Here is a 14,409-nt window from a genome sequence, read left to right as displayed (position 1 = left end):
GGGCGGGGGGAGGGGGGAGGGGCCAGGAAGGCGAGAAGCTTGAGCCGGAACCGTCCCCAGCCCGCTCCCTCCCCCACAAGCCGCCCCAAAGCTGGAAAGCGCAACGTCAGAGGGCACCACCGCTCAAGGCTCCGAAACGCTACCCACTACCCAGGGACGCAGGCCCCTCTCCCGGCGGCCACCCGCGCACGCTCCGCGATACGGAATGCGGCGTGCGGCGCGAAGGCGCGCCTCCCGGCCTGGAGCATCGGGCACGCCGGCTACGCCTCGACGGCGACGGTTTCCCGACCGGCAACGGACCCTGGAAACGAGCCGCCGGAACCGACGGCGCCAACACCCCACCCCATGGGCGACAATCTCCGCCGCGAGATCCCGGCGTCCGCCCGCCCGGCGGCAGGTCAGCCTCGGACGCCGCGGAGGGCCATGGAGACTGCCGCCTCGGTGATGTCGTCCGGGTTTTCGGCGGCGCCGAGTTCGATGCGGCGAACGGCGGCGTCCACGACTCCCTGGAGGAGCATGGCCGCGAGGCGCGGCTGTTCGTGGCCGAGCCCGGCGAGTGCCTCCACGATCATGGCGATGAGCCCGCCGTGCGCGGCGCGGATCTTCTCGCGTGCGCCGGCGTCCAGTTCACCGGCGGAGATGGCGACCACCGCACGGTGCCTGCGGTCGCCGACGAGCGCGAGCTGTCGGCGTACGTACGCCTCGATCTTCGCCTCGTCGGTGTCGGCGCGCTCCATGGCCGCTTCGACCTCTGCGGCCCAGACGGGGAAGTCGACGGCGCACAGCTCTTCGACCACGGCCGCCCGGGAGCGGAAATACTCGTATACGGAGGAGCGCGCGAGTCCCGTGCGCTCGGCGAGGGCGGGGAAGGTCAGCGCTTCCGTTCCGCCTTCGGACAACAGGGTGCGGGCGGCGTCCAAGAGGGCGCCGCGCTGCATCGTCCGGTGCTCGGCCACAGAGGCCGCTCGAATCCTGGGCACCTCACCACTCTACGGATGGCGAGCCCGGAGCGGCACTCCGCCTGGCACCGGACGACGGGCGCGCGGATACCGGCCGGGGCGTTCAGCGGCCGACGTCGGCGAGCTTGGCCCTGAGTTGCAGCACGGACTTGGTGTGGATCTGGCTCACCCGGCTCTCGGTGACGCCGATGACATTGCCGATCTCGGCGAGTGTGAGGCCCTCGTAGTAGTAGAGGGTGACGACCGTTTTCTCGCGGTCGGGGAGGGTGTTGATGGCGCGCGCGAGCAGCCGGCGCAGTTCGCGGTCTTCCGCGATCTCGACGGGGTTGTCGGCGGCCGTGTCCTCCAGGGTGTCCATCAGGCTCAGTCGCTCGCCGCCTTCGCCTCCGGCGTGCAGGAGTTCTTCGAGCGCGACGACGTTGGCGAGGGAGAGCTGGCTGAAGATGCCGTGGAGTTCTTCCAGAGCGATGCCCATTTCGTGGGCGACCTCGCTCTCCGAGGGGGTGCGGCGGAGCTGTGCTTCCAGGGTCGCGTAGGCACGTTCGACGGCGCGGGCTTTCTGCCGTACGGAGCGGGGGATCCAGTCCAGCGCGCGCAGTTCGTCGATCATGGCGCCGCGAATGCGGGTGATCGCGTAGGTCTCGAACTTGATGGAGCGTTCCGGCTCGAATTTCTCGATGGCGTCGATCAGCCCGAAGACTCCCGAGGAGACGAAGTCGGCCTGTTCGACGTTGGAGGGCAGGCCGACGCTGACCCGGCCGGCGACGTATTTGACCAGTGGGGAGTAGTGCAGGATCAGCTGTTCCCGCAGTCGCCCGTCGCCCGATGCCTTGTAGGAGCGCCACAGCTCGTCGACCGAACTGGGCGCGGCGGGGCGCACGCTGCCGCGCGCGGCGGGTGGTACTGCCGCGCGGTCAGACCCGGAGGTGTGCTGGGGCATTCGTCGCCTTGAGCCGTTCTGCCGAGACACGGGTGGGGGGATGTATGACAATTGAACCGATTGTGAGCGTAGCGTGACTGCGCTGTCGCGGTGCGCAAGGGAGGGTGGGCAGATACGTTCCGCTGCCCGCACCGCAGGGTTACCCCGCGCGGCAGGTCGACAGCCGGGCCGGGCGCCGGGCGCGGCACGCAGGAGGTTCGTGCGGCCGGCTGCGACGACGCGGCGGACGGTATCCCGCGTGCCCCTTACGCCACATTGGCCTCTCCCAACGGGTCGACTCCGCATGCCGAAGCAAGGCAAACCTGGATTCTGCGGTCATTCCCCTCACCCTTTCACCCGTTCGCCCCAGGTCAAGTACCGCCTCGCCGGGAACCTTCGGAGCTCTCTGCTCGTCGCACCAACTCCCAGCGATCACCGGACCTTTGAACGAACCCGAGGGATTGCAGCTCCAGGAGCCTGCCGTGCGTGACGTCACGAGGTGTGCCCGATTCGCGGGCGATCTGGGTGATGTCCGCACCGTCGCGGGCGGGGAGGGCCTCCAGTACCCGGGCGGCGACGGGCTCCAGGAGATCGTGGGGGTGGACCGGTCCGCGGATGTCGGGGGCCAGGTCGCCGATACTGCCGACGAGTTCGACGATCTCGTCGGCGTTGGTGACCACCGTGGCCTCGCCACGCAGGAGTTGGTGCACACCGGCGGACAGTGCGCTGGTGACGGGGCCCGGTACGCCCATCGTGAAGCGCCCCATTGCCTGCGCACGCCGGGCGGTGACCAGGGAGCCGCTGCGGCGTTCGGCTTCCACGACGACGGTGCCCCGGGTGAGGGCGGCGATGACGCGGTTGCGTTGGATGAAGCGGCTGCGGGTGGGATGGTCGCCCGGCGGTAACTCGGCCACGGTCAGGCCCTGTTCGGCGATGCGTCCGATCAACTCGGCGTGCCCCCTGGGGTAGGCGCGGTCGACGCCTGAGGCGAGAACGGCGATGGTCGCGCCGTCCCCTGCCATCGCGCCTCTGTGGGCTGCGCCGTCGACGCCGTACGCGGCCCCGGAGACGACTGTCCAGCCGCGGTCGGCCAGGCCGGCACCGAGGGTGGCGGCGAGGTGCGCGCCGTATTCGGTGCAGGCGCGGGCACCGACGAGGGCGACGGAGCGCAGTGCCCACAGGCGGAGGTTGGCGGTGCCGCGCACCCAGAGGCCGATGGGGCGGGCGTCGCCCAGGTCGTTGAGCTGGCCGGGCCATTCCGCGTCGTCCGGGCAGACGAAACGGCCGCCGAGCGCGTGGATGGTGGCGAGGTCCGCTGCGGGGTCGGCGCGTGTGGCGCGGAGCCGTAGGCCGGCGAGTTTGTTCTTGCTCGCGCGGTGCGGTGGTGGCCCGTCACCGGACAGCACGCGCCACAGGGCTGCGGGGCCGAGTTCGCGCAGCCAGCCCCCTGCCGTCTCGTCGCCCGGTTCGATGATGCGGGTGAGGGCGGCGCGGGCGAGGCGTTGGGGGTCGTGGGCAGCGTCCGGGTCGTGCCGCGCCGGGTTGCTGCGTTGGGGCGCCGGGTGGTCGTTCGTGGTGGGTGGTGCGGGGTGGTTCCGGCACGGGTCGTGGTGGGCGGGGTGCTGCGCGCCGGGTGGTCGGCTCGGATTCCCTCGCTCGTCTGTGGTGGTCATTGCGTCCCCCTTCATCGCTCGTTCCTCCTGACGTGCGTTCCTCATGCGTCGTCTGCCGCCATGGGGACAGCTACCTCCCGTGGCTCGCCTGTCGCCCCGGTAACGGCGGCGGCGCGACGGGAGCATGGACGTGGCGGCACGCCCGGTTCATGGCGTTGTCGTGGTCGCCGGTACGCCGCGCCGCACGCCCGTGCGGAGTTCCAGGGCCCAGTTGACGTCCTCCGCGGTGGGGCGGTCGCGGCCGGCGAGGTCGGCGGCCGTCCAGGCGACGCGTAGGACGCGGTCGAGGCCGCGGGCGGTGAGCAGCCCGCATTCCAGATCGCGTTCTGCTTGGGCCAGCGCGCCGGGGGTCACCTGCCATCGGGTCCGCAGTTCGTGGCCGGGGACGTCGCTGTTGGTGTGCCACGGGGTGCCGGTGAACCGGTCGGCGGCGCGTTCGCGGGCGGCGCGAACCCGCTCGGCCACCGTGGCGCTGGGCTCGGCGCCGCGGCCCAGGGCGACGAGTTCGGAACGGGCGACAGGTTCCACCGTGATGCGCAGGTCGACGCGGTCCATCAGGGGCCCGGAGAGGCGGGCCCGGTAGCGCCGGATGGAGGACGGCCGGCATTCGCAGCCGCCGCTGGTGGTGCCGTGCTGCCCGCAGGGGCAGGGGTTCGCGGCGAGCGCGAGCAGGAAGTGCGCGGGCATCCGCATCATGCCGGAGGCGCGGGCGACGATGACATGGCCGGCTTCCAGGGGCTGGCGCAGCGCGTCCAGGACTCGGGCGCTGCATTCGGCGGCTTCGTCCAGGAAGAGCACACCCCTGTGAGCAAGGGACACGGCACCGGGGCGGGGCAGTCCGGTGCCGCCGCCGACGAGGGAGGCCATGGTCGCGGAGTGGTGGGGTGCGCAGTAGGGCGGGCGGTCGACCAGTGGCTGGCCCGGTGGGAGGGTGCCGGCGACCGAGTGGACCGCCGTGACTTCCAGTGACTCCTTGGGGGACAGGGGCGGCAGCAGGCCGGGGAGGCGTTCGGCAAGCATGGTTTTGCCTGCTCCTGGCGGGCCCTTCAGGAAAATGTGGTGGCGTCCGGCGGCGGCCACCTCCAGGGCCCGGCGTGCGGTGTGCTGCCCTGCGACGTCCGCGAGGTCGGGGGTGTGGTCGCCGGACGGCAGCCCGGACCCGACGCCGGTGCCGGGGACGACGAGACCGGCCAGCAGGGGATCGGGGCGGCCTTCCTGCGGCATCGCGTCCTCTTCGGGTACCGGTTCGTCGGCGAGGACGGCGATGAGCTGGCGCAGGCTGCGGACGCCGAGTACCGAGACGCCCGGGACGAGCGAGGCTTCGGCGGCCGTCCGTTCCGGTACGACGACCTGGCGGTATCCGGCGTCGGCGGCTGCCAGGACGGCGGGCAGCACGCCGCGTACGGGCCGGACGCGGCCGTCGAGTCCGAGTTCGCCGATCATCATCAGGTCGGTCAGCTCGCGGGGATCGAGGCGTTCGGCGGCGCCGAGGACGGCGCAGGCGACGGCCAGGTCGAAGCCGCTGCCGCTCTTGGGGACGGAGGCGGGGCTGAGGCCGACGGTGAGCTTCTTCTGGGGCCACTCGGCGCCGGAGTTGACCACGGCGGCGCGCACTCGGTCCTTGGACTCGACGAGGCTCTTGTCGGGCAGGCCGACGAGGGTGAAGGCCGCGACGCCCGGTTCCAGGTCCGCCTGGACCTCGACGACCACGCCTTCGACGCCGACCAGAGCGACCGAGCAGGTACGGGCGAAGGCCATCACGCCACCCCTCGGACGTGCTGGACGACCGGAGCACCGCGGGCCGGCAGGAGCACGCCGATCACGTCGATGCGGACGCCTCCTGGCGGTGGTCCGCCGTGCCGTTCGAGCCAGCGTTCCGCGAGGAGTCGCAGCCGCCGGGTCTTGGCGGCGCGTACCGCGGCCATGGGGTGTTCGTACGCGGCGGCGCGGCGGGTCTTCACCTCGCAGATCACGAGGGCGTCGGCGTCCGCGGCCACGATATCGATCTCGCCCTCGCGGCAGCGCCAGTTGCGGCTCAGGATGCGCATGCCGCTTTCGGTGAGGCGGCGGGCCGCCAGGTCTTCTCCGTAGCGCCCGAGTGCGCGCCGGGGGTCGGTGGTGACGGGGGCGACGGTGTCGGGTGTGCCCCCGGTGCGCGGACGCCGGTCCCGGGTGGTTCCCGTCGTACGAGGCGCGCGTCGGCGGGCTGTCGCCGCGGCGGTGACCGGCGGGCCCGGCCTTCTCCCGCCGGGCGCCGCGCGCCTGCGCCGGGCCCCGCCGGACTTCGCCCCGCTCCCCCGGCCCGCGCTGCGGCCGGCCGGTACGGGGTCGACAGCATCTACGGCACCGGCCGGTCCCGGGAGTGCCGGGGGTTCCGCGGGCCCCCTCGGAGCGGCGGGTTCGGCGATGCGGACAGGGGCTGCCGGTCGTGCGTTCATCGGGTCTGCGGTCGGCCTGCCGGGCTGCATGGCGTTCATGCGGTACCACCTCCGGCACCGACTGTGACGCTTCCGCCCGGATCTATTGGATCTTGGTGGATAACCGCTCAGCTGTGGATAACTCGCTCACCCGATCGGGTACCGATCACGGGCATCAGCAGCCTGCAGAGCCGCCCCGCGCCCCACGGGTGTCAACTACCCGGAAGATCCAGATCGCTCTTGTTGAGCTCCTCGATGTTCACGTCCTTGAAGGTCAGGACGCGGACCTGCTTGACGAAGCGGGCGGGCCGGTACATGTCCCAGACCCAGGCGTCCGCCATTGACACCTCGAAGAAGACCTCACCCTGGACGGAGTGCACCTGCATCTCGTAGTCGTTGGTGAGGTAGAAGCGCCGCTCCGTCTCGATCACGTACTTGAACAGCCCGACGACGTCGCGGTACTCCCGGTAGAGCTTCAGCTCCATCTCGGTCTCGTACTTCTCGAGGTCCTCGGCGCTCATGGCAGATCCCCTTCAGCCGTGCGTCCCCCTATTGTGCGTCAGGCTCGCTCCGTCTCCAGGGCCAGCGGCGCACTGGGGGGCCCTTCGTCGAGCAGCGTGCGCAGCAGCCCGGCGAGTCTGGTCGGGTACACCGTCTCATGCGACGCCGACAGTTCCTCCACGGTCCACCACCGCAGTCCCGAGACGCTGCGTCGTTCCAGGTCGGTCTGCCCGCCGGTGTCGGTCGCCGTCCGGTCGGTGCGTCCGAGGAAGTACCACTCGTCCTGCTCCCAGCGGCGCCCGTCGAACGGGAACGAGCAGCGGCGTTTCCACAGGACGGGGCCGAGTTCCGCGTCGGTGATGCCGGTTTCCTCGGCCAGTTCGCGGCGGGCGGCCTCCTCGTGGGTCTCGGTGCCTTCCAGGCCGCCGCCCGGTGTGAACCACCAGGTCTCGGTGGGGCGCTCGGGTTCGAAGCCGTGCAGCAGGAGGATCCGGTCGTCGGGGTCGAGCAGGATGACCCGGGACGCCTGGCGCACGTCGGCGGCCCCGCCGTCGGCCGCCCGCCGTTCCTGGTCAGTCACGGGCGCGGCCCTCGCTCACCGGCCGTCCCGCGCCGCCACCGACGCTCCCGTCACTCCCCGCGCTGCCGCCCGAACGTCCCTTGCGTCCCGCTCGGCGTGCGAGGGGCCCGTAGGCGGCGCCGCCCAGGATGAGCACCGCGCCGGCGATGACGGCGTACGTCAGGGGCCGCAGCGGGCCGGGCTCCGACGCGCCTCCGGGCAGGCCGGCGAAGGCCGTGGGCCGGTCGAGCATGCCGATGCTGCCCAGGGGCCAGGCGAGGCCGTCCACGCGGGCCTGTACGGCGCTGCGCGGGACGGATCCGTGGTCGCCGTCGGTGACGTGGGAGCGGGAGTCGAGGGAGTCGTTGCGGTGATCGCCGAGGAGGAAGAGCTGTCCGTCGGGGACCTTGGCGGTGAAGCCGGTGGGCGAGGCGAGGTTTTCGTTCTGCAGATACGGTTCCTCGATCGGCGTGCCGTTGACCGTCAGCCGACCCTTGGTGCAGCAGGCGACGTTGTCGCCGCTCACGCCGACCACCCGCTTGACCATCGGCAGGTCGCCCCACACCGCGTCCTTGAACACGACGACGTCGCCGCGGCGGATCTGTGCCCCGTCGACCTTCTCGGCCAGGACGCGGGCGCCCGGCGCGATCGTCGGGGACATCGAGTCGGTCGGCACCGTATAGGGGCGGTAGATCACGGCCGCCCAGAGGAAGCCACCCAGGAACAGCACACAGCCGACGGCCACGGCCAGACCGGACAACATGCTGCCCTTGGTCCGGCCGTGGCCGTCGGTCCTGTCTTCCGTACCGCTGACCATCCCAGCTCCCACCCCGCGGGCGCGGCCCGCGTCGAAGATCTGGGACGGCACCCTACCTGGGGGTACGTTCCTTGGTCAGCCTCTTGCGACGCCACAGAACGATCGGGACGGCGCCGACGAGGCCGAACGCGGCCGGTGTCGCGGCCATCGCCTTGTTCAGTCCTGCCTGGTCGAAGGTGTCCGGCACGGGCAGCGTCGACCAGCGGTTGATCGGCCAGGCGACGGTGAAGGCGCGGCCGACGACCTCGTCGACCGAAACCGTGCCGTTGCCCTTGAGGTTCTGGTGGTAGCGCGAGTCGAGGGAGTCGTCACGGTGATCGCCCATGACCCAGATCCGGTCCTTGGGGACGTGGATCGGGCCGAACGCCCGGTCGCCGCAAGGGGTGTTGCCCGGGAAGATGAACGAATCCTCCTTGAGCGCCTTGCCGTTGACCTTGACCGGCCCCGTGCCATGGCATTCGACGGTGTCGCCGCCGACCGCGATGACCCGCTTGATCAGGTCCTTCTCCTCGGCAGACGGCATCAGGCCGATGAAACTGAGGACCTTCTGAACGGGGTTGGGCTCAGGGGTCGGCGTTTCGTTGAGCCAGCCGCCCGGGTCGTGGAAGACGACAACCTCGCCGCGCTGCGGCTTGGAGCCGAACCACGGGGTGAGCTTGTCGACCAGCACCCGGTCGCCCCGCTGCAGGGTGTCCTGCATGGAGTCGGACGGGATGGAGAACGCCTGCACCAGGAACGTCTTGATCAACAGGGCGAGGATCAGGGCGATGCCGACGAGAATCGGCAGCTCTTTCCAGAAGGCACGCGGCTTCTTGGCACTCTTCGTGCCCTTCCCGCCTTTCACGCCGTCGCTCTCCTCACCGTCCGCCGGGCGCCGTTCCGGCCCCTGCGCTGTGTGCTGTGACTGTGCCTCCGGCTTCGACAGATGCACGGAACTCGCTGCCGTCTGCGCGGTCTCACCGCTTTCCTCCGGTTCTTCGGGCCCTTCGGTTCCGGACCGCGCGCCGACCGCCAAGTCCCCCACATCCACTCCTTACTCCACGCTCTCGCCCACCCGTCAGCCGGTGCAGGCCCACCACTCCCATAACGAGCGGGAGTTCCGCAGGGGTCGGGAGTTCGGTCAAAGACTCGGGCAACACCCTATGCGGGCCTGCCGCGGCCGATGCCCCCGCACCCGGCGCGTCGTGCACGTTCGCGAAGGTGTCGGGCTCTTCGAGTTTGCGCCAGTGCTTGAACGGCCAGGCGATCACCACGGCCCGTCCGACGACGTTGTCCTCGGAAACCGTGCCGTGGTCGGGCTCGTCCAGGTGGTAGCGCGAATCCGCCGAGTTGGAACGGTGGTCACCCATGACGAAGACCCGCCCAGTGGGAACGTTCACCGTGAACTTCAGCTGGGAGGGCGGGTTTCCGGGGTGCACGTACGGCTCGGTGAGCGGAGTTCCGTTGACCGTAAGTTTGCCTTGTTTGTCACAGCATTTGACGGTATCGCCACCAACACCGACCACACGCTTGATCAAATCTTGTTCATCGGCCGACGGCAACAGGCCGATGAAGGTCATGAATTCCTTGAACTGCTTGACCCCCGCCGGATCCGGGGCGGTCTTCTGCTGCTCGTCCTTCTTGAGCCAGCCACCGGGGTCCTTGAAGACGACGACGTCGCCGCGCTCCGGCTTGGATCCGAACCACGGGGTGAGCTTGTCGACCAGCACCCGGTCGCCGATGCGGATCGTCTGCTCCATGGAGCCCGACGGGATCACGAACGCCTGGACCAGGAAGGTCTTCAGGACCAGCGCGATGGCCAGGGCCACCGCGATGAGTATGGGGATTTCCTTGAGGTACGAGCGCTGTCTGCGGCGTTTGATGCGCCGCGCCTGGCGCCGCCGCTCGGCACGTCCGCCGGTGCCCCGCCCGCCCGGTCTGTGCCCGCTCCCGCCGTGCGCTCCGCCGCCCTCGTGCCCGCCCTCGTCCTGCTCGCCGTCGTCGGCCTCCTGAAGTCCGTGCCGCGGACGCCCCCGGCTACCCATGCGGGCCTGCCGGGGCCGGTACCGCGTCGAAGGCGGGCGGACGGTCGAGGCCGGTCCAGCGGCGGAACGGCCAGCTGATCCAGTCCGCCCTGCCGATCACCTTGTCGACGGGGACGGTGCCGCCGCCCGCTTCGCCCAGGTGGTCACGGGAGTCCCGGGACCGTGCCCGGTGGTCCCCCATGACCCACAGCTTCCCCTGTGGCACCACGATGTCGAAGGGCGCCGAGGACGCCGCGTTCCCCGGGTACACATAGCCCTCCGTGACGGGCTTGCCGTTCACTTCGATCCGCCCCCGTTTGTCGCAGCAGGTCACCCGGTCCCCTCCGATGCCGATCACGCGCTTGACGTAGTCGGTGTCGGCAGGCCGGGCCAGTCCCAGCGCCGCGCCGGCTCCGCGCAGCAGCCCCGCGACGGGATTCTCCTCCGACTCCCTGTGAACGAAAGACCCCGTGCCGTCGAAGACGATCACATCGCCCCTGCGCGGCTCGCCGCCGAAGCGGTATGCCAGCTTGTTGACCAGCACTCTGTCCCCGATCTGCAGGGTGTTCTCCATGGAGGAGCTGGGGATCAGAAAAGGCTGGACGACGAAGGCGCTCAGCAGCAGGAGGAAGGCCAGGCAGATCCCGAAGAGGGTGACCGGCCGGAAGCGGAGCCCGGCCAGGGCGGCCAGAAAACGCGCGGAGCGCGACCGGTGCTCCGGCCCCTGGTCGGGGGCGGGAGAGCGGTCGCGCTCCGAGAGCTGTGCGTCGGTGTCCATCGGACCCTGAGCCTATCCGGCCGGGTCCGGGCGCCGTACGTGAGCCCGATGATGCGATGCCGGGGCGCGGAATTCCGCGGCCCCCGGCGGCACGACTCAGTTGTCGCGCTTCTCCTTGATCTTCGCGGCCTTGCCGCGCAGCTCACGGAGGTAGTACAGCTTGGCGCGACGGACGTCACCGCGGGTCACGAGCTCGATCTTCTCGACGATCGGGGTGTGCACGGGGAAGGTGCGCTCGACGCCGACGGAGAAGCTGACCTTGCGGACCGTGAAGGTCTCGCGCACGCCGGCGCCCTGACGGCGGATGACAACGCCCTTGAACTGCTGCACACGGGAGCGGTTGCCCTCGATGACGCGGACGTGGACGTTGACGGTGTCACCCGGGCGGAAGGCCGGGATGTCGCTGCGCAGCGACGCGGAGTCGACGGAATCGAGAAGGTGCATGACCTACTGCTTTCTTCGTTGATGCCACAGGTCATCAACGGGATATCGAAGATGATGTTCGGATGCCGTTCCGTCGGGCGGGCGTCGTTCCCCCTGTGGCAGGGGCGCGCGCCGGACGCACACAGCAGCGGCCTATTCTTCCACGGCCTCGCCGGTCCGCCCAAATCGGCCGTCCTCGCCCGGCGCCCAGCCCAGTGCGGCAAGGATCGCGCGGTCCTTCTTGTCGAAGGCGGCGGGGTCGGCGCGCTCGATCAGGTCGGGACGGTTGCGGTCGGTACGGCGGAATGCCTCGTCGCGGCGCCAGCGGGCGATCTTGCCGTGGTGGCCGCTGATCAGCACGTCGGGGATGCCGCGGCCGCGCCACTCCGGGGGCTTGGTGTAGACGGGCCCCTCCAGGAGGTCGGTCATCGCACCGGGGGCGAACGAGTCGTCCTGATGGGACGCGGCGTTGCCGAGCACTCCGGGGAGCAGCCGGGCGATGGCCTCGACCATGACGAGGACGGGTGCCTCACCGCCGGCCAGGACGTAGTCGCCGATGGACACCTCGCGGACGTCGACACGGTCGCCGTACTCGTCGATGACGCGGCGGTCGATGCCTTCGTAGCGGGCCGGGGTGAACACCAGCCAGGGCTTGGCGGAGAGTTCGACGGCGAGCTGCTGGGTGAACGGTTCGCCGCTCGGGGTGGGGACGACGATGACCGGCTCGCCGTCACCGGAGGCGAGGACCTCGTCCAGCGCCTCGCCCCAGGGCTCCGGCTTCATGACCATGCCGGGCCCGCCGCCGTAGGGGGTGTCGTCGACGGTGTTGTGCTTGTCGTGCGCCCAGTCCCGCAGGTCGTGGATGCGGACGTCGAGCTGTCCGCGTGCGCGGGCCTTGCCGACGAGCGAGACGTTCAGCGGTTCGAGGTACTCGGGGAAGATCGTGACGACGTCGAGCCGCATCAGCTGTCCTCGCGGTTCGATGCGATCTCGGCCTGGCTGTCGTCCAGGAGGCCGGGCGGCGGGTCGATGACCGCACGCTGCTCCTCCAGGTCGATCTCCGGCACGATCTCGGTGACGAAGGGCACCATGACCTCGCTGCCGTCGGACCGCTTGACGATCAGCAGGTCCTGGTACGGCAGGTGGGAGACCTCGGCGATCCGGCCGACGGCCGTGCCGTCGCGGGTGACGACGTCGAGGTCGATCAGCTGGTGGTCGTAGAACTCCTCGGGGTCCTCCGGGACCTCTTCCGGGTCGACCTCGGCGATGAGCAGGATGTTGCGCAGCGCCTCGGCGGCCGTGCGGTCCCGTACGCCCTCGAAGCGCAGCAGCAGCCGGCCGCTGTGCACCCGGCCGGTCTCGATGGTCAGCGGTCCGGCGGAGGCCGGTTCGGTGGCCAGGACGGCTCCCGGCCCGAGCCGCAGCTCCGGCTCGTCGGTGCGTACCTCGACGGTGACCTCGCCCTTGATGCCGTGGGCGCGGCCGATCCGCGCGACTACCAGCTGCACGCTGCTCCCTCTTTGCGGCTGAGCCGCCGGCGCTCTCGCGGGGGCGGCCGAGGAACGTGAGAGTTCCTCGATGTAATGGTGGCGGAGATTCGGTGGTGATGGCGGATGGCGGCGGCCGACGGGGCGCGTACGGCACGGGCCACCCGTCGTCACGGCGGGCGCGGACCGCGCCTCGCGGACGACAAAGGCCGGGGACGGCTCGAAAGCCTTCCCCGGCCCGAGCCGGTGCTCAACTTCTTCAGCGGACCTGGTCCACGTCGACGAGGTCGACGCGGATGCCCCGCCCGCCGATGGCGCCCACGACGGTCCGCAGCGCGCGGGCGGTACGGCCGTTACGGCCGATCACCTTGCCGAGGTCGTCGGGGTGAACCCGGACCTCCAGCACGCGTCCGCGGCGCAGGGTGCGCGAGGCTACCTGCACGTCATCGGGGTTGTCGACGATGCCCTTGACGAGGTGCTCGAGGGCCTCCTCGAGCATGCTCAGGCCTCGGTCGACTCGGAGGTGGACTCGGCCGCAGCCTCGTCCGCCTTCTTGTCAGCCTTCTTCGCCTTCGGGGTGATGGCCTCACCCTTGGGCTCGTTGCCGGAGTCCTTGGCAGCGGCCTCGAAGAGGGCGCGCTTGTCGACCTTCGGCTCGGCGACCTTCATCGGCGCCGGGGCCGGCAGGCCCTTGAACTTCTGCCAGTCGCCGGTGACCTTGAGGATGGCCATGACGGGCTCGGTCGGCTGCGCGCCGACACCCAGCCAGTACTGGACACGCTCGGAGTCGACCTCGATGCGCGAGGGGTTCTGCACCGGGTGGTACAGGCCGATCTCCTCGATGGCCCGGCCGTCACGGCGGGTGCGGGAGTCGGCGATGATGATGCGGTAGTGAGGCGCGCGGATCTTGCCCAGACGCTTCAGCTTGATCTTGACTGCCACGGAAGTGGTGTCTCCTGGTCTTGACGTGGTTGGGCACAACGGGATGCCACGTGGGGTTGCGGTACTCGGTATGCCCGATGGACGCGTCAGCCGGAGGAGAGAGGGGTCCTGTGCGACTGTCGAGTACAGCTGACCATTGTGCCACACGCCCTCGGGTCAGCCGACCGCGGCCACCTCGGGGATCCGGAAGGGCTTGCCGCAGCCGCCGCAGACGATGGGCGCCTGGGCCAGCACGGACGGAACGACCCGGACGTTGCGTCCGCAGTCGCAGACTGCCTTGACGCGTACGCCGCCTCCGGAGGAGCCGTGGCGTGCGGCCGGGCCGCGGAAACTGCGGGCGCTGTCCGTGGCGGTCGCCATGGTGTGCGCCTTGAGGGCTCTGGCGAGCCGCTCGATGGTGGGCCGGTAGCGGCGCCTGGCCTCGGGGTTGAGCGTGACCAGGGAGAATCCGCTGCTGGGATGCGGTTCGTCGACGTGGTCCAGGCCCAGCTCCTCGGCGATCGTCAGGAACCGGCGGTTGTGGTAGCGGCCTGCACGGGAGGTGTCGCGGATGCCGCGGGCTGCGGCGATGCCGTGGACTGCCTCATGGAGCAGCCGTTCGAAGGAGAGTTCGGCGCCACAGGCGGACGAGGACTCTCCGATCAGGGATTCGGGCGCGGCCAGGTCCGGCAGCTCGGGGTGGTGCCGTTGAATATCGGCCCAGGCGAGTGCCAGCTCGGCGGCGAGAACAGGCGGTGTCGTGCTCACGTCGTGACAACGAGCCGGGGTCTCCCAGTGTTCCGATTCCGGGCCATCCCAAATAATTTGCACGTACCAGTCAGTTTCTGGTGAAGGGGCGCGCCGGGGGCGGGTGCCTCGATCTGCACGCAAGGCGCGCACGGCGCCTCAAGCCGGTACGTAACCCCGCGTACACCACGCGGCGTATCCGGGG

General features: G+C 70.5%; 17 protein-coding genes. All 17 read right to left on the bottom strand.

Going from position 1 to position 14,409, the window contains the following annotated elements:
• Positions 1–398: 398 nt before the first annotated feature.
• Positions 399–938 carry a TetR/AcrR family transcriptional regulator gene (locus tag LIU39_RS26065; protein WP_227049348.1) on the bottom strand — a complete coding sequence of 180 codons (540 nt, stop codon included), beginning with the start codon at positions 936–938 and terminating at the stop codon, positions 399–401.
• A gap of 124 nt (positions 939–1,062) precedes the next feature.
• Positions 1,063–1,899, bottom strand: coding sequence for an RNA polymerase sigma factor WhiG (gene whiG, locus LIU39_RS26060; RefSeq protein WP_227049341.1), 837 nt, complete (start codon positions 1,897–1,899; stop codon positions 1,063–1,065).
• A 350-nt stretch (positions 1,900–2,249) separates the two neighbouring features.
• Positions 2,250–3,551, bottom strand: coding sequence for a DNA-processing protein DprA (dprA, locus tag LIU39_RS26055; RefSeq protein WP_227049340.1), 1,302 nt, complete (start codon positions 3,549–3,551; stop codon positions 2,250–2,252).
• Positions 3,552–3,698: 147 nt separating this feature from the next.
• Positions 3,699–5,309 (bottom strand): YifB family Mg chelatase-like AAA ATPase, encoded by a 1,611-nt coding sequence (locus LIU39_RS26050; protein WP_227049339.1) that lies wholly within the window; start codon positions 5,307–5,309, stop codon positions 3,699–3,701.
• A complete protein-coding gene (locus tag LIU39_RS26045; protein WP_227049347.1) occupies positions 5,309–5,629 on the bottom strand; it encodes a YraN family protein in 321 nt (106 codons plus the stop codon). The genes LIU39_RS26050 and LIU39_RS26045 overlap by 1 nt, the downstream gene beginning before the upstream one ends.
• 551 nt (positions 5,630–6,180) lie before the next feature.
• Positions 6,181–6,489: a DUF2469 domain-containing protein gene (locus LIU39_RS26040; protein ID WP_003980220.1), complete on the bottom strand. Its 309-nt coding sequence runs from the start codon at positions 6,487–6,489 to the stop codon at positions 6,181–6,183.
• Between the two features lie 38 nt (positions 6,490–6,527).
• Entirely contained in the window at positions 6,528–7,049 is a 522-nt protein-coding gene (locus tag LIU39_RS26035; protein ID WP_227049338.1) for an NUDIX hydrolase, read from the bottom strand.
• Positions 7,042–7,845 (bottom strand): signal peptidase I, encoded by an 804-nt coding sequence (gene lepB / locus LIU39_RS26030; RefSeq protein WP_227049346.1) that lies wholly within the window; start codon positions 7,843–7,845, stop codon positions 7,042–7,044. Before lepB (LIU39_RS26030) ends, LIU39_RS26035 begins: the two co-directional genes overlap by 8 nt.
• A gap of 52 nt (positions 7,846–7,897) precedes the next feature.
• Complete coding sequence (gene lepB, locus LIU39_RS26025; protein ID WP_227049345.1) at positions 7,898–8,860, bottom strand: signal peptidase I; 963 nt, start codon at positions 8,858–8,860, stop codon at positions 7,898–7,900.
• Positions 8,802–9,869 (bottom strand): signal peptidase I, encoded by a 1,068-nt coding sequence (lepB, locus tag LIU39_RS26020; RefSeq protein WP_227049337.1) that lies wholly within the window; start codon positions 9,867–9,869, stop codon positions 8,802–8,804. The genes lepB (LIU39_RS26025) and lepB (LIU39_RS26020) overlap by 59 nt, the downstream gene beginning before the upstream one ends.
• The gene (gene lepB / locus LIU39_RS26015; protein ID WP_227049336.1) at positions 9,862–10,626 is read right to left on the bottom strand and encodes a signal peptidase I; all 765 of its coding nucleotides are present in this window, start codon (positions 10,624–10,626) and stop codon (positions 9,862–9,864) included. The genes lepB (LIU39_RS26020) and lepB (LIU39_RS26015) overlap by 8 nt, the downstream gene beginning before the upstream one ends.
• A gap of 96 nt (positions 10,627–10,722) precedes the next feature.
• Positions 10,723–11,070, bottom strand: a complete 348-nt coding sequence (gene rplS, locus LIU39_RS26010; protein ID WP_227049335.1) for a 50S ribosomal protein L19 — start codon at positions 11,068–11,070, stop codon at positions 10,723–10,725.
• 132 nt (positions 11,071–11,202) lie between these two features.
• Complete coding sequence (trmD, locus tag LIU39_RS26005) at positions 11,203–12,012, bottom strand: tRNA (guanosine(37)-N1)-methyltransferase TrmD (RefSeq protein ID WP_227049334.1); 810 nt, start codon at positions 12,010–12,012, stop codon at positions 11,203–11,205.
• On the bottom strand, positions 12,012–12,557 hold the full coding sequence (gene rimM / locus LIU39_RS26000; protein ID WP_227049333.1) for a ribosome maturation factor RimM: 546 nt from the start codon (positions 12,555–12,557) through the stop codon (positions 12,012–12,014). The genes trmD and rimM overlap by 1 nt, the downstream gene beginning before the upstream one ends.
• A gap of 238 nt (positions 12,558–12,795) precedes the next feature.
• Positions 12,796–13,035, bottom strand: coding sequence for an RNA-binding protein (locus tag LIU39_RS25995; protein WP_003980229.1), 240 nt, complete (start codon positions 13,033–13,035; stop codon positions 12,796–12,798).
• A 2-nt stretch (positions 13,036–13,037) separates the two neighbouring features.
• Complete coding sequence (gene rpsP, locus LIU39_RS25990) at positions 13,038–13,478, bottom strand: 30S ribosomal protein S16 (protein WP_227049332.1); 441 nt, start codon at positions 13,476–13,478, stop codon at positions 13,038–13,040.
• A gap of 156 nt (positions 13,479–13,634) precedes the next feature.
• Entirely contained in the window at positions 13,635–14,225 is a 591-nt protein-coding gene (locus LIU39_RS25985; RefSeq protein WP_227049331.1) for a hypothetical protein, read from the bottom strand.
• Positions 14,226–14,409 lie beyond the last annotated feature (184 nt).

The organism is Streptomyces pinistramenti (genome assembly GCF_020564935.1).
GTDB classification, from domain to species: Bacteria; Actinomycetota; Actinomycetes; order Streptomycetales; family Streptomycetaceae; genus Streptomyces; species Streptomyces pinistramenti.
The sequence above is the reverse complement of the archived record's forward strand: the minus strand, read 5'-3'. Positions and strand labels throughout refer to the sequence as shown.